Source organism: uncultured Thiodictyon sp., assembly GCF_903828115.1.
In the GTDB taxonomy this organism is placed as follows: Bacteria; Pseudomonadota; Gammaproteobacteria; order Chromatiales; family Chromatiaceae; genus Thiodictyon.
Genome location: NZ_CAIKKU010000555.1, coordinates 1 through 17,759, shown reverse-complemented (window position 1 = coordinate 17,759; position 17,759 = coordinate 1). Strand labels below are relative to the sequence as shown.

Genomic DNA, 17,759 nt, shown 5'->3' with positions numbered 1-17,759 from the left:
CGTAATCGAATAATCCGACCACGAGTACGACAACGACAACGACAACGATCGTGTTTGTGTTTAGTTGGTCCGCACGCCGGACCGAGTAACGCTATTTGACCTTCATCCCCGGCTCCGCCCCGTCGTCGGGCGTCAGGATAAAGATATCCGCCCCGCCCGGTCCGGCGGCCAGGACCATGCCCTCGGAGACGCCGAAGCGCATCTTGCGCGGGGCCAGGTTGGCGACCATGACGGTGAGGCGCCCGACCAACGCAGCGGGGTCGTAGGCGGCCCGGATGCCGGCGAAGACCTGGCGGGTTTCACCGCCCAGATCGAGGCGCAAGGCGAGGAGCTTGTCCGCCCCGTCCACCCGATCCGCGGCGACGATGCGCGCCACCCGCAGGTCGACCTTGGCGAAGGTGTCGAAGTCGATGGTCGGGGCCAGCGGATCACGCGCCAAGTGAGCACTGGTGTCGGTCTGGTCGGCGGCGGGAGGGGTCTCGTCTGCGCTTGCGCCGGGGCGGGACGCCCCGGCTCCTGTCAGGTCTTCCTTGGACGCCTCGAGCAGCGCCGCGACTTGGGCCGGCTCGACCCGGGTCATCAGCGGCTTGAAGGGGGCGATCAGGTGGTCCAGGAGCGGCCGGTCCAGGTCCGCCCAGGTCAGCGGCGGGACCTGGAGGAAGGCCTCGGAGTCGGTCGCGGTCCCGGGCAGGATGGGCTTGAGCCAGCCGATCAGGAGGCGGAAGAGATTGAGTCCCTGGGTGCAGATGTCCTGGAGTTCGGCCTCGCACCCTGGCTGTTTGGCCACCGTCCAAGGGGCTCGTGCGTCGATATACTGGTTGGCCTGGTCGGCCACGAACATGATTTCCCGCACCGCCCGGCTGTACTCGCGCCGCTCGTAGGCCTCCCCGATGGATGCGCCAGCCGCGACGAACTGATCGAACGCGAACCGGTGCGGGAGGGCCGCCGACAGGCGCCCGGCGAAGCGCTTGGTGATGAAGCCGGCGCAGCGGCTGGCGATATTGACCACCTTGCCCACCAGGTCCGCGTTCACCCGGAACGCGAAGTCCTCCAGGCTCAGATCGATATCGTCCACCCCGCTGCCGAGCTTGGCGGCGAAGTAGTAGCGCAGATACTCGGGGTTGAGATGGTCCAGGTAAGTCCGCGCCTTGATGAAGGTGCCGCGCGACTTGGACATCTTGCTCCCGTCCACGGTGAGAAAGCCGTGGGCGAAGATGGCACTGGGGACCCGAAAGCCCGCCCCGTGGAGCATCGCCGGCCAGAACAGTGCATGGAAATAGATGATGTCCTTGCCGATGAAGTGGTACAGCTCGGCCTTGGAGTCCCTGGACCAGAAGCGGTCGAAGTCGAGCCCGGCCGCCTGCCCCTTGGGGCTGTCGCAGAGGTTCCGGAAGCTCGCCATGTAGCCGATGGGGGCGTCGAGCCAGACATAGAAAAACTTGCCCGGGTGGTCCGGGATCTCGAAGCCGAAATAAGGCGCGTCGCGCGAGATGTCCCACTCCTGGAGCCCGGAGTCGAACCACTCCCCGAGCTTGTTGGCGACCTCCTTCTGGAGGCTGCCGCCGCCCGTCCAGGCCTTCAGCATTTCGTCGAAGTCGGCGAGCTTGAAGAAATAGTGGTCGGACTCGCGCTGCTCCGGCACCGCCCCGGAGACCGCCGAGCGCGGGTTCTTCAGCTCGTTGGGAGAATAGCTCGCCCCGCACGCCTCGCAGTTGTCGCCGTACTGGTCCGGCGCACCGCACTTGGGGCACTCACCCTTGATGAAGCGGTCCGGCAGGAACATCTGCTCGACCGGGTCATAGGCCTGGGTGATGGTGCGCCGGGCGATGTGGCCGGCGTCGCGGTTGCGCTCGTAGATGAGGCTCGCGTAGTGGCGATTCTCATCGGAGTGGGTGGAGTGATAGTTGTCGAAGGCGACCCGGAAGGCGGCGAAGTCCGCCTGGTGCTCTTCGCTGACCCGCGCGATCAGGGCCTCCGGGCTGATGCCCTCCTGGCGCGCCTTGAGCATGATGGGGGTGCCGTGGGCGTCGTCCGCGCACACATACCAGCACCGGTGCCCGCGCATCCGCTGGAAGCGCGCCCAGATGTCGGTCTGGATGTACTCCACCAGGTGGCCGATATGGATGGGGCCGTTGGCGTAGGGCAGCGCACTGGTGATCAGGATCTCGCGGGGGTCGCTCATGGGCGGGCTCTCTAAGGGCGTGCTGGGGCGGGCAGGGCAAAGTTTTCAAGTATCTCACGGGGGGGCGGACGGACCAACGACGGCAAGGCCGTTGCGTTCTCACATCACAGGTTGATTTGGTGCGCTTCGGGACAAACTTCCGGGCCTTGCGAGCGGCGATCGGCTGGGCCTCTGTCAGGCGCGCCACGCCCACCCCTATCCAGCGCCGGCCCTGCCGGTGCCCAGTCGTACCAGGAGCAGAATGTGGCTGAAGTAACGAAAGAACTGGTCGAGGCGGCCATCAAGGGCTACGTCGAGCCCCACCTCCAGCGCGACCTGATCACCGCCGGGTGCGTCAAGGGGATCGCGATCGAGGGCGACCAGGTCAAGGTCACGGTGGTCCTGGGCTTCCCCGCCCGCGGCATCCAGGAGTCCCTGGCCGAGGCCGTCAAGGCGCGGGTGCTGACCGTCCCCGGGGTCGCGCAGGCCCAGGTCGAGGTGGGCTGGAAGATCATCGCCCACTCGGTCCAGAAGTCGCTCAAGCCCATCGACAATGTGAAGAACATCATCGCCGTGGCCTCCGGCAAGGGCGGGGTCGGCAAGTCCACCACGGCGGTCAATCTGGCACTCGCCCTGGTTGCCGAGGGGGCGCGGGTCGGACTCCTGGACGCCGACATCTACGGACCCTCGCAGCCGCGCATGTTGGGCATCACCGGCAAGCCCGAACTGACGGGCGACAACAGCCTGCAACCCATGGTCGCCTACGAACTCCAGGCCATGTCCATCGGCTTCCTCATCGACGAGGAGACGCCGATGATCTGGCGCGGCCCCATGGTCACCCAGGCCCTGGAGCAACTCCTGAACGACACCAACTGGACGGAACTGGACTATCTCATCATCGACCTGCCCCCGGGCACCGGCGACACCCAGTTGACCCTGGCCCAGAAGGTGCCCGTGTCCGGCGCCGTGATCGTCACCACGCCCCAGGACATCGCGCTCTTGGACGCCCGCAAGGGGCTTAAGATGTTCCAGAAGGTCGAGGTCCCGGTGCTCGGCATCGTGGAGAACATGTCCACCCACATCTGCTCCAAGTGCGGCCACGAGGAGTTCATCTTCGGCTCCGGCGGCGGCCAGAGCATGGCCGATCAATACGGCATCGATCTGCTGGGCTCACTGCCGCTCGACATCCATATCCGCGAGGAGACCGACAACGGCCGCCCCACGGTCGTCGCCCAGCCCGACTCGCGCATCACCGCCATCTATCGCGAGATCGCGCGCCGCACCGCGGCCAAGCTGTCGCTCCAGACCAAGGACTATGCGGCCAAGTTCCCCAGGATCGTCATTCAGAACAACTGATCGGTGGCGGGGCGTCCCGCCCCGCGCGGGGGCGGGACGCCCCCGCTCCATTCCAGCCGCCCCGCCGAGCGCCCTTTTTCAATCCATCCACGAGGCCATTTCCTCATGGGCGAGTCCGACTCCAAACCGGCGTCCGGCCCCTTCCGGGCCGATCAGTTGCACGACGGGGACCGCTACGAGTTGTCCAACGGTCACCCGATCTACTGCGTACCCGCGGGCCCCGAACGCGGCAGCCGGAGCCTGACGGGCGCCGCGGTCATCGCGAGCGATCCGGACGTGGAGTGGGCCGGCGTCGATGTGGGATTTTCGGTGACGCCGGAAACGCTCCGTGCCCCCGATGTCGCGGTCGCGGCCCCGACCGCGGCGCGCGGCTGGCGCGAGGGCGCGCCACCGCTCGCGGTGGAATATGCGGGCGTCGGCCAGGACGAGCCGGACCTACGGGTGAAGATCGGCGAACTGCTCGCGGGCGGGTCCAGCTATGTCTGGGTGGTTCGGCTCATCGGTCCGCGCCGGGTCGAGGTCCACCGCCCCGGCCAACCGATGCAGGTCTGCGGCAGCGGGGACGACCTCACGGCCCCCGGCATCCTGCGCAACCCGATCCCCGTGGACGCACTGTACGACCGGGCCGCGGCCGACCGTGCCGTCTTGCGGAACTTGCTCCAGCGGGCGGGGTATGACGGCTTGGAGGCGGTACGGGCCGAGGGGCGTGATGAGGGGCGTGATGAGGGACGTGTCGAGGGGCGCGGCGAGGACATCGCCGAGTCCATCCTGGCCCTGCTCGAGGACCGCGGACTGGCGATCTCGGCCGCGGCCCGCCAACGCATCGCCGCCTGCCGCGACCCGGACCAGCTCAAGACCTGGCTGCTGGCCGCCGCGCGGATCACCGACCCGGCCCGCCTGTTCGACTGAGGCGCGCCGGAGGCGCTGGATCGTGCTGCGCATCAGCGACCCGACCCGCCGACAAATCGATCCGCATCTGGAGTCCAAGGCTTCAGCCTTGGATCTCGTCTACACTGTCGCCATCGGCTGCCCCGCCGGGCGCCCCTTGTCAATCCATCCGCAAGGCCATCTCCTCATGGGCAAGTCCGACTCCAAACCGGCGTCCGGCCCCTTCCGGGCCGATCAGTTGCACGACGGGGACCGCTACGAGTTGTCCAACGGTCACCCGATCTATTGCGCACCCGCCGGCCCCGAACACGCCAACCGGAGCCTGACGGGGGCGGCGGTCATCGCCAGCGACCCGGACGTTGAGTGGGCTGGCGTCGATGCGGGGTTTTCACCGACGCCGGGGACCTTGCGCGCGCCGGACGTTGCGGTCGCGGCCCCGACGCAGGCGCGCGGGTGGCGCGAGGGCGCGCCGCCGCTCGCGGTGGAGTATGCGGGCGTCGGCCAGGACGAGCCGGACCTGCGGGTGAAGATCGGCGAACTGCTCGCGGGCGGGTCCAGCCATGTCTGGGTGGTTCGGCTCATTGGTCCGCGCCGGGTCGAGGTCCACCGCCCCGGCCAACCGATGCAGGTCTACGGCAGTGGGGACGACCTGGAGGCCCCCGGCATCCTGCGCAACCCGATCCCCGTGAACGCACTGTTCGACCGGGCGGCAGCCGATCGTGCCGTGCTGCGGAACCTGCTGCAACGGGCAGGCTACGACGGGCTGGACGCAGTGCGGGCCGAGGGCATGGCCGAATCCATCCTGGCCCTGCTCGAGGACCGCGGACTGGCGGTCTCGGCCGAGGTCCGCCAACGCATCGCCGCCTGCCGCGACCTGGACCAACTCAAGACCTGGCTGCTGGCCGCCGCGCGGATCACCGACCCGGCCCGCCTGTTCGACTGAAGCGTGCCCGGGGGCCGACCCAACAGGTCGCGCAGCGACGCTGTGGGAGCGGCTTCAGCCGCGACGGGGCCTCGCAAACTGCCGCAGGGTCGCGGATCGCCGCTGCCACACAGCGCGACTGAAAGCCACTCTCCAACCGGCCGACAAGCGCCATGCCCGCGATTCCAGCGCGCAGCCGACACCACCGGACCCGCCCGCCGGAATGGTCTGATCTACCTGGCCAAGACAGTCCCGGACACAGAACTGGAGGTGATCCCGGCGCGCGAACACGGCGAGCATGGGGCCAACGACCAGTCTGCGCGGATGCCGACTGCGGGCACCGAAGATCACCACTGGACGCTGTAGCGTATCCCTTCCGTAGAGGTCAGAGTCATGCACATCCGCCAGATTCACATCAAGAACATCAAGTCGATTCGCGAATTGACCTGGGATTTCCCCCAAGACCGGGCCAAGGGCTGGCATGTGGTGTTGGGCGATAATGGGTCCGGGAAATCGACCGTCCTCAAGGCCATTGCCGCCGCATTACTGGGACCACGCGAATCGTACGGACTGCGACAGGCTTGGGACACTTGGTTGAGCTACGGATCGGAGTCGGGCGAGATCCGGTTAGTTCTCGAATGGAACGACGAAATCGACCAATTTGCCTCGTTTCGAGGAATGCCTCCCCCCACAAAGCCGCACCCCTTCATTCTGGAACTGAAACGGTCTGCGGATAATGCGAAAAGCGTCGCAATGGTTTGGCCGACCGACGGAACAGGCGCAGCGGCGAATCTCTGGGGAGACGAGATCGGTGGTTGCTTCGGATTCTCTGCATCTTACGGGGCTTTTCGCCGCTTTTCGGGCGGCAGCAGCACGGCCGAATCCACCTTCTCGGAAACGCTGCGGCGGCTGACGCGTCATCTGTCACTGTTCGACGACGGCTATACTTTGGTGGATTCGCTGAGCTGGTGGCGTATCTGCAAGCTCGAGATTCCGCTGAAGGAGCATTTTCGACTGCTGCTAGATCGCTTCATCGGGCTCGTCAACGACGCCGGACTGCTGCCGTCCGGCGTGAGGCTGAAAGACGTAACGCCCGATCGGATAGAATTCCGGGATGCCTCCGGCGTGCCCCTGCCGATCAACGAACTCAGCGACGGTTATCGCTCTATCCTGAGCATCGTCTTCGATCTGGTCTTTCAGCTCGCTTTAGCCTTTGGCTGGGATTGGGTTTTCGATCCGGAACACGACTCGCGGGTGATTGCTCCTGGCGTCGTATTGATCGACGAGATCGACGCCCATCTACACCCCACCTGGCAAAAGCGTATCGGCTATTGGCTGACCGAGCACTTCCCGAACATCCAGTTCATCGTCTCGACCCACAGCCCACTGATTTGCCATGCGGCCGAGCACGGCTCGATCCTGCTCTTGCCCCGCTCGGGAACGGACGACCAGCCCCGACTGTTGGAAGGTACTGAGCTTAAGCGCGTGGTCTACGGGAACGTACTCGACGCCTACGGTACCGACGCCTTCGGCGAGGAAGCAGCCACGACCCGCTCGCCGACCTCTCAGGCAATGCGCGGCCGACTTGCCCTATTGAACAACAAAGAGCTGGTCAAGGGCTTGGACGAGTCCGAGCGCAATGAGCAGGAAGCGTTGCGCGCCGCCATGCCGACCGCCGCCGCAAGCGTCGATTGAGCCATGATCAAGATCCGCAACGGAAGGCTTCCGCAGAACGCCCAGGCGTCTTTGGCGCAGTATCAGAATGCGGTCGATCAAGCGGGCGACTACCCCGCCCAAGTCGCCGCCGCCCAGTCGAAATTCAGGTCGCGCAACAGATTGGACAATCCCACCTTTAAGGCGGTCCGTGACAAGCTCACCGAGATGTGCAGCGGCAATCGTCGCTGCATGTATTGCGAGGACGCCCCAGCCGACGAGATAGAGCACCATAGACCAAAGGACCTCTATCCCGAGCTGACCTTCGCCTGGCGCAATTATCTATACGCCTGCGGCCCCTGTAACGGCCCGAAAAACAATCGGTTTGCGGTCATCCAACCCAAGACCGAGCGCATCGTCGATGTTTGCCGTCCGTGCGGAGCCCCGATCCTCCCGCCAACGTCGGGTACACCCGCACTCATCGATCCGCGGCACGAGGACCCGTTGAACTATCTGATGCTGGACCTGCGCGAGACCTTTGAACTTACACCGTTTCCGGATTTAGGGCCTGTCGCGTATCGGCGTGCCGTCTACACCATCGACGTACTGCGACTCAATGCCCGCGACTACTTGGTAAAGGCCCGGGAGGATGCGTTCCGGGGCTATCGAGCACGCCTGCACGAGTATATCCACCACCGCGACTCGGGTGCCTCGCCCCGCGAACTCGCGCGCCTTAAGCGCGGTTTCCGCAGTGCGCCGCACGCCACCGTCTGGTACGAGATGAAACGACAGCATACACATCTCCCCGAACTCGCAGGGCTGTTCCGCAGCGCGCCCGAAGCCGCCGAGTCCTTTTGAGTCAGTGTAACCCCTCGCGCGCTCGCACTACTGCTTACCGGCGGCCTGATTCGGGTCCGGCAGGCGGCAGAGTTGTTCGACCTGATAGGCGATACGCCGGATGGTGTCGGGGGCGAGGGGTGGCTGGCCGGCGAGGGGTTTGAGCATGAAGCCGCAGGCCTTGGGGTTGATGGCGAGGACCTCGGAGCGTTCGGTCCATGTCACATACCAACCCGGCAAGGCGATGATCGGCCGGGCCTTCACCGGCAGGCCGGTGGCGCGGGTCAGGATCTCCGATAGCCAGCGCGCCTGGGCGGCGGCCTGAACCGCGGTGGTGGTATCGGTCCAGTCGGGAAAGCGCAGGGCCTTGCCGTCGAAGTTGACCTTGGCATCGGCCTTGCCGTCGCCGGTGGTGGGCTTCAGCCGATGCTTGGTCTCGATGGCGAAGACGCCGCCGGGGGCGATGACGACGTGGTCGATGTTGAAACCCGGCGCCTGGATGTCGTGCAGGACGCGCCCGCCGCCGGCGATGACGGGCTCCAATAGTTGGGCGGTGGCCCATTCACCGTCGCGGCCCTCGCGGTGGCTCCGGATGAGCCCGAGCAGGCGGAGCACGCGCTGCGTCACGAAGGCCAACCCCAGGATCAATGCGCCGCCGGCAATGACCCCGGTCGTCGCCAAATGGAAATGGCGCCCAAGTCGCTCCTGCAATAGGAACGTTGCCAGCAGCACCAGGGGGGCAATCAAGGCGGCGATGGCATAGCCATCCAGGTCGAGGCGCAAGTCATCGATTCGCTCGGACAGGCTGAAGCCGGGTGGGCGCAAGAGCTCAGTTGTCAGAGGCGAGCGGCGCTTGCGACGGCGCTCCATCCGTCTCCAGGCCCAAACGGCGCCAACCAGTAGAAACATGGGCACCAGGGCGAGCGCGATGATGGCCAGGGGGATCAGCGATTGCATGGCGGCGGGGATCGTCCAAAGGGTGGAAGTGATTGGCCTGCGGACGATGCTCCGACGCTCAGGCGACGGACCACGGCGACGTTGTCCGCCGCCCGGGTGGGGCGGTCGCGAGGGATCAGCCTGGTGTTGACTTGCTCCAGCATACCGCCGGCGTGGCGGTCCGTGAAGCGGCGGATGCGCTCGCCGACCGGCAGAACGCCTCATCGTCCTTCGATCGCGCGCGATTGGGTCACCGCGTCCCGACAGGAGCCGCCGCAAAGCAGCCAGCCCATGCCAGTCCGGAGGCGAACCCTCGTGTGGTGCGGCAGCCCGTCAGCGCGGGGCCGGCGTCATCGCCCCGCCGCTCCACAGGTTGATGACGCCCTGGAGCAGGTCCAGGTGCTTTTCCTTGATCGGGGCGGTCATGGGGACCCTCCAGGGTTATCGGTCGCGTTGAAGTGCTTACCCGGCGACGCGGGGCTGCGGGTCGCGCGCGTGGCGCCGCGCCCCCAGGTTGGACGTGATCGCTTGCGGGCCTTAAGGTTAGCGCGAAGGAGCCCAGGGCACCACCCAAGCCGACACCAGGCGTTAGAATACTCTCCGCCGTCAGGTTTGAACCGGGCATTTCCATGCCGATCAGCTGCGCGAGGGTGATCGCTACGAACCTGGCGGCGTGCGCCGCTCGCCGCCGTGCGCGCCTGCCGGACGCGATGAACTCAGGCTCCGTAGGCCGGATTTTGCCGCGTGGCGCGAGTCGTTGTAACCTTGTACGTTGTTTCGCACGCACGAGCAGCCCTGATGACCATCAAGTCCGACCGTTGGATCCGCCGCATGGCCGCCGCACACGGCATGATCGAGCCCTTCGAGCCCGGACAGGTGCGCGAGGGCGAGACCGGGCGCCTGATCTCCTACGGCACCTCAAGCTACGGCTACGACGTGCGCTGCGCCGATGAGTTCAAGATCTTCACCAACATCAATTCGGCCATTGTCGACCCCAAGAACTTCGATTCCAACAGCTTCGTGGATTTGAAGTCGGATGTCTGCATCATTCCGCCCAACTCATTCGCCCTGGCGCGGACCGTGGAGTATTTTCGTATCCCACGCAATGTGCTGGTCATCTGCCTGGGCAAGAGCACCTATGCACGCTGTTTCAGCGGGGATACCCGGGTAGCGCTGGCGGACGGCTCGATCCCGACCCTGGAAGAGATGGCGACCCGGGCGGAACAGGGGGAACTGTTTTGGGGCTACAGCGTAGGGCAGTTCGGCCGCATCACGGTCAGCCTGCTCGACGCGCCCCGCTATATCGGCCGCGACGCCTTGCTCGAGGTCAGGCTGGACAATGATGAGGTCATCCGTTGCACGCCCGACCATGAGATGGTGCTGCGTGATGGCCGCCTCCTGCCGGCCCATCAGTTGCGTCCCGGCGATTCCTTGATGCCCCTGTACCGTCAGTTGGTGCGCGGCTATGAAGTGCTGTATCAGCCGTCAAATGGACATCTGTATCCGACACATCGGCTCGCGGATGAATGGAACCTGCGCAACGGCATCTATCCGGACTTACCCGGGACCCACCGCCACCATAAGGATTTCAACCGCCTCAATAACCTGCCCTGGAATATCGAGCGCCTTCCGGCGGCAGACCATATCCGCCTGCACAATGCGGAGAATTATGGCGAGGACTTCGACCCCGGGGAGCACAGCCAGTCGATTCGTGAGGCATTCGAGCGGCTGCGACAGGAGCCGGGCTGGAAAGAGCACCTGAGCGAGGTCCAGCGCACCCGAGCGCAGCAGTTCTGGGACGAGGACCGCTATGCGGATGCGCGCAATCTGCTACGTCAGAAGCACCTGGCAAACTGGAATGACGAGCGGCGGCAAATCCAACGCGATGCCATGCTGCGCTATTACACAAACCCCCTGGCGCGGCAACTCAGTGGGGAAATTTCAAGCCGGGCGTGGGCGCGGGACGATGGCAGCCGTCGGGCAGCGCAGGCGCAGCACGCTCGACAGATCAATTTACGGAGCGAGATCACCGTAGACCTGGTGCAAGAGGCATTGCATCGCACCGGCTCTATCCGCGGCGCAGCGCGACTCCTGGACTGTGATCGCACCGTATTTCGACGCTTTCCCGAAGCCATTGCGGCCTTCAGAGGGCTGGCATCACCAAGACGGAATCACAAGGTCGTCAGCATTCGGGAACAACCCGGCGATCATGACGTTTACTGCCTGACCGTGCCTGAGACAGGCAACTTCGCCCTGGCCGCGGGGGTATTCGTCAGCAATTGCGGCATTATCGTAAACGTAACGCCCTTGGAACCCGAATGGGAAGGCCATGTGACCCTGGAGTTCTCCAATACCACCACCCTGCCGGCCAAGATCTACGCCAATGAAGGGGTGGCGCAGATCCTGTTCTTCGAGTCCGATGAGGTGTGCGAGACCTCGTATCGGGATCGCGCCGGCAAGTATCAGGGCCAGCGCGGGGTGACGCTGCCGAAGTCTTAGCGCGGCGGTCGCGCCGCGTGAGGTGCGCGGTCGGTGGTCCGCACAGCGGACCCTACGGCGGGCGGGCCTGATCGGCATCCTGATCACCAGGAACCGATCCGGGGGCGGGGGCGCCGCATCTTAACGATCGCCGCGCCTGGGCGGCGGCGACCCGGTCCATTTGCCCCGACCACCACTGGGAGGTCACGGGGTCGCGGGCGGTGGGCAGCGACCACAGCTTGAGGGTCGGATGGACCTCCAGCATGGACAAGGCGGCGCTGGGGTCATCGGTGACCACCGCGCCCGAGTCCATGAACCACAGATTTCCCCACGGGAAACACCGGGTCATAATGGTGTGACCGACCAGGACCAGATCGACCCCGGGCACCTGCCGGCCGGGCAGCCCGCGCATCGCCTGATTGGCGCTGCTGCGCGACCACAGGGCCGTTTGACGGGCCAGCCCCCGATCCGCCGCCAGCGCCGCCAGCAGCCGCGGCCAATCGCAGGTGCGATCTACGTCCGCGTGGACCAGGCCGATCCGCCCCACCCGGGTCGTCAACTCGCAGGCCCACGGCAGGGCCGCGAGCCGGGCGCGCAGCGCCGGGTCGTCCCAGGCATAGTCCAAGGACCAATCCCCCCCGTTGACCGTCCATTGGAGCCAGGCGTCACGGTCGTCGGCGGCATCGAGCAGGAGTTGCTCGTGGTTGCCGCGGATGGCCCGAAACCAGGGCTCGTCCAGCAGCTCAAGACAGCGTTGTGAGTAGGGTCCGCGGTCGATCAGGTCGCCCAGGGACCAGACCAGGTCACGGGCCCGGTCGAAGCCGGCCAGGTCCAGGAGCCGCTCCAGCGCATGGGCCATGCCGTGCAGGTCGCCGAGCACGAAGACGCGGCCCGGGTGACAGCTTAGATCAATCTGTTCGACAGTCGACACGGATATCAATGGCGCCAGGTTGCGGACGGATCGGGCCGGGGCCAAGGTAGACCGAACCCAGGGGGCAAGGCGAGTGCCGCGAAGCGCAGTTGCCGACGCCGGTGCGGTGATCGCGGCGGCGTAAGCTCGAAGATGAAGGCGCTACCCGTCCGATAACAGTCCTGCGCCTTGACCCGCGGGAAACGCGGTCCGGCGCCCATCGACACGCGCCTGGAGGGACGCCCCGGATCGCCGGTAAAATCGCCCCATGGTAACGTCTCGCCCCATCCCCGTCTCACAGGAAGCATGACATGGCCCCTTTGCAAACTCCCCGCGGCACCCGCCCGCGCGCGCCCTGCCTCGCCGCCCTCGCGCTGGGTCTGGGCCTGTGCAGTGGCGCGGCGGGCGCCGGCCCGGCCCTCTGGGGCTACGGCGTCAAGCCCTGCCGCGAGTTCCTGGCCGCCGCTCCGGGCGACGCGGCGCCCGCGGCGGTCAGCGGGGCCGAGTATCTGCGCTACCGCGAGTGGTTGGCCGGGTTCGTCACCGGTCTGAATCTGGCCACGGCCGCCGATGTCCTGGCCGGTGCCGAACTGGACGCCGCCCTCACCAGCATCCACGCCCGTTGCCAGGCCCGCCCCGGCGACGACTTCTTCACCGCCACCATGAGCCTGATCCGCTCACTCGGGCGGACCAAGGCGAAGGGCGCGGCGGGGAAGGGCGCCAAGGGCAAGACCGAGTGAGCAATACCCTTGCCCATCACGCCGACGCAGTTCACCGTGTTGACGATGGCGTCCACGTCGTCCTGCCGCAGCAGGTCTCCAGTCATCGATTTGATCGGCATGGTGCCTCCTGGGAAATGTCTGCGGCTCAGGCATTCACGTTGCGTCGTGACCCCAACGGGGTCACACATACCAGCCCAGGGCAGCGCCCTGGGTGAGCGGATGAGAAGGGCGCAGCCCTGAAAGGGCGTGACATAAACGCCGGAGCGCGCGGGCCGCCATGTCACGCCCTTTCAGGGCTGATGGGCCCGATTCCCCAGGGCTGGTATGTAACGCCCCTTCGGGGCTCAAGTCCAGCGGTCGCATTGGCGTCGTGGGCCTTGATCATCCTATCCGCGAGGGGCTCGGTCCGCACAGCGGACCCTACGGGAACAGAGGCGCCTTCGTTCATAATCCGGCCACCAGCCCTTGTGGGCAACCCGTCGCGGCCGGGGGGCCGCTCCTACGGGCGTAGGAGCGGCCCCCGACCGCGACGGATGTCACCTGGAGTGGCCACAATCAAGATCGAGACCGCCCTCCCGTAGGGTCCGCTGCGCGGACCAAAGACCTCCCGACTCGCGGGATGGCCGGAACCATCATCGAAGCCACATCGTGCGACCCGATACCGCGGTCAACCGGGGGCAATGCCCTTCCGGGCCTTGTTCGCAGCGCCACCGCCCTTGCGCTGCCTGGTCTTGGCGGGTTCGGCCGCACGGCCGGCACGGATGCGTTCGAGCAACAGGCTCGCGGGTTCGTCGTTCGGGTCCTGGGGCACCAACTCGCCGCGGAAGGCCTTGGCGAGCAGGGCGGGGGTGAGGCGGTCGACTTGAGCGCGGGCGGCCTTATAGCTCGCCTCCAGGCGGTCGGCGTAGGCGAAGAGGGATTCGACGCGGCGGATGATTTCTGTCAGTTCATCACTCGGAGGGACAGCGATGGGAAGCGCATTTAACACGGCCTGCGTCAGCTTTGCGCGGCCCGTTGTTCCCGTCAGCCAAGGCAGCACGTCGTAATACATCAGACAGCAGCACAGGTAATCTGCTTCCAAGCGAGCCGAGGGACGAAGAACGTGGGCATGATTATTGACCCAGCACCGGCCTGCCACCCTATATGCGATCGGCTTTTCTCGACCGTAGAATGTCTCATCCTCAGTAACGAGCACAAGATCGTCGTCAAAGAGAAATTCATCGACTGAATCGACCTGACCGTTGGCGCCATAGTAAGGATAAAGCCTCTGACCGGAGCTGCGCTTGCTCTTCGTCACAGGTATTCTCAAATGATCAAGGAGCGGTGGTTCCGCGAGATCAACCTCTTGCTTTGATTGGGTTACCCGATCAGCTCGCCAGTCGTCAGTGAGCCGGCCCGAAGTCGCAGCGGCAAGGACGGACTTGCGGAAGCGTTTGAGGATAGCCAGCACCCGGTCGAGGCGTTCGCGGCAGGCGTCCACCCGCGCGAGGACCGCGTCGAGTTTGTCGGAAATACGTGCTTGCTCCTTGATCGGGGCGAGCACGAACGGTGCGTCACGTCCTGCGTCGGTTCCGAGCCGAGGCATGTTCAAGCCATGACTCACCGCGGTGACGTACTCCAGAAAACGCGGATGCTTCAGCCAAAAATACAGGTACCTGCCTTCAAACCACTCCGGGGGAGCGAGCGGAACAATTTCGGTCGTGCAAAAGCCGCCCTCATCGGCGCGAATGACCTTATTCAGATACGGTCGGAGCTTCCCATAGAGAACGTCGCCGGCGGCAAAGTGATTCTTCGTGCTCTTCGATTGGCGCTGCCCGAACGTGAGCCTCTGGAGAACCCGCGACGTGTCTTTTTCGATATCCTCAAGCTCCAGGACCCACGCGTCGGCTGGAATAGCATTGGGCTCCACCTTGCGCGTCGCGCCATAGTCAACGACGTCGCTGAGACGGCACGCTATCCAACTTTGCGGCAAAGCGCTCACCTCGACCGACGTCGGCACCGAGTTGGTCACGCTGTGCGTCCTCCAAGCACGCATGGCTCCCAGGTTCGGGCGCAGGACCAAGTACGTAGGGGGGATAAGCGCAGCGCATCCACCCCAGCGGCAGCGTCGGTGGATGCGGCGCGGTTCAGCGTCGTGCCCATCCCGAGCACCGTGCCGCGCGCCTTATCCACCCTACAGGACTCCCCTACTCCAGCGTTGGAGCAAGTCGCGAAATCGGCAAATTGATCACGCCAAGGCGCCAAGCTCGCCAAGAAATACAATACGTGGGATCCAGTATCCAGATCACCCACCGAGTCAATGGCACAACGTCGGCAACCTGCTGAAATACCTTGGCGAGCTTGGCGCCTTGGCGTGACACCTCTTCTTCGCGGATTCATTCCGCCACCTCCTCTTCCAGGTCTTCCCCCAACTCCGCCAAGATCCCGCGCAGTTCATCCATCGCCGCCTCCAGTTCGGTCATGGCCGCCACCGCCAGCACGGCGGGTTCCGGCAGTGCATCGGTGCTGCCGTCGCTGTCGTCCTTGAGCCAGGCGATGTCGAGGCTGTCACCGCGCTCGGCGATCTCCTCGCGGGTGAAGCGGCGGAAGCGGCCGGTCTCGCCCGTGTCCTCGCGGCGCGCCAGGGCCGCGAGGCCGCCCAGGGGATCGTCGCCGTAGGCGGACTCGAAGGCGGCGAAGTGCTCGCGCGTGAACAGCGTGCGCTTGCCGAATTGGGGCATGTTGGCGCGCAGGTCATAGACCCAGGTCTCGCGCGTATTGCCCTTGTCGAACCTGTTCTCATCCGTGCCCCGGGTGAAGAAAAGCACATTGGTCTTGACCCCCTGGGCATAGAAGATGCCGGTGGGCAGGCGCAGGATGGTGTGCAGAGCGGATACCGGCGCCCTCCGGGTTGGAGTCGAGCCCGTGGAGCATGAGGTTCATCAGGGCCAGGCGGTGGGCGTCCTGTACATGCTCCATACCGTAGAAGGTGTTGCGGCGGTGCTTGCGCTGCTGGGCCTCGGTCCAGGCGTCCGTGTCCTCGTGGCGGCGGATGAGAAGCCGTAATCAAAGGGCTCCGACGCGAGCGCCGCTTGGGCCAGCCCCGCGTCCTGCTTGAATAGGGCGGCCAATCTCAAGCTCGGCCCGCAGATCAGCGGCCTCGTACGGTTCGGCCGCGGGCGCCGCGGGCGGGATGAAAGGCCCCGACTTGAACGCGGGATCCTTGAATGTACGGTGGAACCAGACCCCGAGTTGCCAGGTGATCTTGAGCGCCGCCAAGGCCGTGCGGTGGTCGCCAGCCAGGGGTTTGAGCAGCGAGGTATTGGGGTCCGCGGGGAAATAGCGCTCCGCGAGCAACCCCAGACGCAGGAGCTGCACGTCTTGTGCTTCGAGTTGGGCGAAGTTGCTGCGCAGTCCAGTCGTCACCGCCGCTGTCACATCCAGGGGTCTCGTTTTGGGGGTTGAGCAAGGCGGCCGACCGGGGCCCCAAGTGTGTGGCGCGTCGGCTGGTCAGGATGTTAGGCCCAATCCCGCCCCAGGTCGAGCCGCTGCCGAGATCAGACCCTTGCGGGGCTCGACATCTTCACGACACCCTGCCGCGGCCCCGCCGACCCCGGCACCATATGAATTTTGCGCTTCCTGTCACAAAGCCGTCATCTTCGCGGCCTAGGATGTTCGCCGTAACGTCACACGACCTTCATCCGGGGGTAAGACGGGGCGCCTACCATGGGCGCCTTTGGCCTCTTACCCCCCAACGAGCGACACCTATGTCCAAGCAAGTACTCGCCGCGGTCCTGGCCCTGACGGCCGCGTCCCTGTCCGCCCAGGCCCTGGCCCGGGACAGCATCAACATCGTCGGCTCCTCGACGGTGTTCCCCTTCTCCACCGCGGTGGCGGAGAACTTCGGGCGCGGCGGCTTCAAGACGCCCAAGGTCGAGTCCACCGGGACCGGCGGCGGCATCAAGCTGTTCTGTGCCGGCTCCGGGGTCGATACCCCGGACATCGCCAACGCCTCGCGCGCGATGAAGGCGTCCGAGTTCGAGATCTGCGTGGGCAACGGGGTCAAGGAGATCACCGAGGTGCGGATCGGCTTCGACGGCATCGTGCTCGCGGAGTCCAAGGCCGGCCAGGGGCTGGACCTGAGCCTCAAAGACATCTTCCTGGCCCTGGCAAAGGACGTCCCGAACGACAAGGGTGACCTGGTCCCCAACCCCAACAAGACCTGGAAGGACGTGAACCCGGCCCTGCCGGCCACCAAGATCGAGGTGCTGGGCCCGCCGCCGACCTCCGGCACCCGTGACGCCTTCGCCGAACTGGCGATGGAAGGCGGCTGTAACAGCTTCCCGGCGCTCAAGGCCCTCAAGAAATCCGACGAGAAGCGGCACAAGGCGGTGTGCCAGGCCGTCCGTGAAGACGGGGCCTATATCGAGGCCGGCGAGAACGACAACCTGATTGTCCAGAAGCTGGTCGCCAACCCCAAGGCCGTCGGTGTTTTCGGTTACAGCTTCCTGGAGCAGAACGAGGACAAGGTCCGGGGCAGCAAGGTCGGCGGTGTGGCCCCGACCTACGACAGCATCTCCAGCGCCGCCTATCCCATCTCGCGCTCACTGTATTTCTATGTGAAGAACGGGCATGTGGATGCGATCCCCGGGATCAAGCAATACGTGACCGAGTTTACCAGCGACAAGGCCTGGGGTCCCGATGGTTACCTGGCGGACAAGGGCCTGATCGCGCTCCCGGACGCGGACCGCAAGGCGATGGCGGCGAGTGCCAAGGCCCTGACACCGATGGCGAAGCCGGCGCATTGAGTAACGATCGAGCCCCCCGCCAAGGCGACACAGGCCGGGCACAACGCAAATAACTAACGGTGGGTGGGGCGGCCGGTCCGCACCGCGGACCCTACGTAGGGTCCGCGGT

Annotated in this window: 14 protein-coding genes and 3 pseudogenes; 10 read left to right on the top strand and 7 right to left on the bottom strand. The window is 65.6% G+C overall.

The window, feature by feature from the left end:
• Positions 1-91: 91 nt before the first annotated feature.
• Positions 92-2,182, bottom strand: coding sequence for a methionine--tRNA ligase (metG, locus tag QZY48_RS20675; RefSeq protein ID WP_295434706.1), 2,091 nt, complete (start codon positions 2,180-2,182; stop codon positions 92-94).
• A gap of 111 nt (positions 2,183-2,293) precedes the next feature.
• Here metG and apbC point away from each other — a divergent pair, with 111 nt between their 5' ends.
• From apbC to QZY48_RS20650, 5 genes are all read left to right on the top strand, one after another.
• Entirely contained in the window at positions 2,294-3,517 is a 1,224-nt protein-coding gene (gene apbC, locus QZY48_RS20670) for an iron-sulfur cluster carrier protein ApbC (protein ID WP_295434704.1), read from the top strand.
• Positions 3,518-3,622: 105 nt separating this feature from the next.
• Positions 3,623-4,426, top strand: a complete 804-nt coding sequence (locus QZY48_RS20665) for a Uma2 family endonuclease (protein ID WP_295434702.1) — start codon at positions 3,623-3,625, stop codon at positions 4,424-4,426.
• Positions 4,427-4,592: 166 nt separating this feature from the next.
• Positions 4,593-5,348, top strand: coding sequence for a Uma2 family endonuclease (locus QZY48_RS20660; RefSeq protein WP_295434709.1), 756 nt, complete (start codon positions 4,593-4,595; stop codon positions 5,346-5,348).
• A gap of 372 nt (positions 5,349-5,720) precedes the next feature.
• Positions 5,721-7,022 carry an AAA family ATPase gene (locus QZY48_RS20655; protein ID WP_295434700.1) on the top strand — a complete coding sequence of 434 codons (1,302 nt, stop codon included), beginning with the start codon at positions 5,721-5,723 and terminating at the stop codon, positions 7,020-7,022.
• 3 nt (positions 7,023-7,025) lie between these two features.
• Positions 7,026-7,838 carry a hypothetical protein gene (locus tag QZY48_RS20650; protein WP_295434698.1) on the top strand — a complete coding sequence of 271 codons (813 nt, stop codon included), beginning with the start codon at positions 7,026-7,028 and terminating at the stop codon, positions 7,836-7,838.
• Positions 7,839-7,865: 27 nt separating this feature from the next.
• On the opposite strand, the gene QZY48_RS20645 is transcribed toward QZY48_RS20650, so the two are convergent.
• A complete protein-coding gene (locus QZY48_RS20645) occupies positions 7,866-8,774 on the bottom strand; it encodes a nuclease-related domain-containing protein (protein ID WP_295434696.1) in 909 nt (302 codons plus the stop codon).
• 777 nt (positions 8,775-9,551) lie between these two features.
• Here QZY48_RS20645 and dcd (QZY48_RS20640) point away from each other — a divergent pair.
• The 3 pseudogenes from dcd (QZY48_RS20640) to dcd (QZY48_RS20630) form a co-directional block, all read left to right on the top strand.
• Positions 9,552-9,902: pseudogene (gene dcd / locus QZY48_RS20640) on the top strand (dCTP deaminase); the annotation flags it as partial.
• A pseudogene (locus tag QZY48_RS20635) lies at positions 9,876-11,027 on the top strand (dCTP deaminase); the annotation flags it as partial. The pseudogenes dcd (QZY48_RS20640) and QZY48_RS20635, both read left to right, overlap by 27 nt.
• Before the next feature lie 6 nt (positions 11,028-11,033).
• Positions 11,034-11,252, top strand: a pseudogene (gene dcd, locus QZY48_RS20630) (dCTP deaminase); the annotation flags it as partial.
• A gap of 52 nt (positions 11,253-11,304) precedes the next feature.
• Here the strand turns inward: dcd (QZY48_RS20630) and QZY48_RS20625 are convergent.
• Positions 11,305-12,162 (bottom strand): metallophosphoesterase, encoded by an 858-nt coding sequence (locus QZY48_RS20625; protein WP_295434694.1) that lies wholly within the window; start codon positions 12,160-12,162, stop codon positions 11,305-11,307.
• 290 nt (positions 12,163-12,452) lie between these two features.
• Here QZY48_RS20625 and QZY48_RS20620 point away from each other — a divergent pair, with 290 nt between their 5' ends.
• Positions 12,453-12,881 (top strand): hypothetical protein, encoded by a 429-nt coding sequence (locus tag QZY48_RS20620; RefSeq protein ID WP_295434692.1) that lies wholly within the window; start codon positions 12,453-12,455, stop codon positions 12,879-12,881.
• A 649-nt stretch (positions 12,882-13,530) separates the two neighbouring features.
• On the opposite strand, the gene QZY48_RS20615 is transcribed toward QZY48_RS20620, so the two are convergent.
• The 4 genes from QZY48_RS20615 to QZY48_RS20605 all read right to left on the bottom strand — a co-directional run bounded on the left by QZY48_RS20615 (position 13,531) and on the right by QZY48_RS20605 (position 16,268).
• Positions 13,531-14,874 (bottom strand): restriction endonuclease subunit S, encoded by a 1,344-nt coding sequence (locus QZY48_RS20615; RefSeq protein ID WP_295434690.1) that lies wholly within the window; start codon positions 14,872-14,874, stop codon positions 13,531-13,533.
• Positions 14,875-15,238: 364 nt separating this feature from the next.
• A complete protein-coding gene (locus QZY48_RS20610) occupies positions 15,239-15,700 on the bottom strand; it encodes an N-6 DNA methylase (RefSeq protein WP_295434707.1) in 462 nt (153 codons plus the stop codon).
• A complete protein-coding gene (locus tag QZY48_RS34925) occupies positions 15,642-15,821 on the bottom strand; it encodes a hypothetical protein (RefSeq protein WP_366929740.1) in 180 nt (59 codons plus the stop codon). The genes QZY48_RS20610 and QZY48_RS34925 overlap by 59 nt, the downstream gene beginning before the upstream one ends.
• 87 nt (positions 15,822-15,908) lie before the next feature.
• Positions 15,909-16,268 (bottom strand): hypothetical protein, encoded by a 360-nt coding sequence (locus QZY48_RS20605; protein ID WP_295434688.1) that lies wholly within the window; start codon positions 16,266-16,268, stop codon positions 15,909-15,911.
• A 341-nt stretch (positions 16,269-16,609) separates the two neighbouring features.
• Here QZY48_RS20605 and QZY48_RS20600 point away from each other — a divergent pair, with 341 nt between their 5' ends.
• Positions 16,610-17,650 (top strand): substrate-binding domain-containing protein, encoded by a 1,041-nt coding sequence (locus tag QZY48_RS20600; RefSeq protein ID WP_295434687.1) that lies wholly within the window; start codon positions 16,610-16,612, stop codon positions 17,648-17,650.
• The last annotated feature ends 109 nt before the right edge of the window (positions 17,651-17,759 follow it).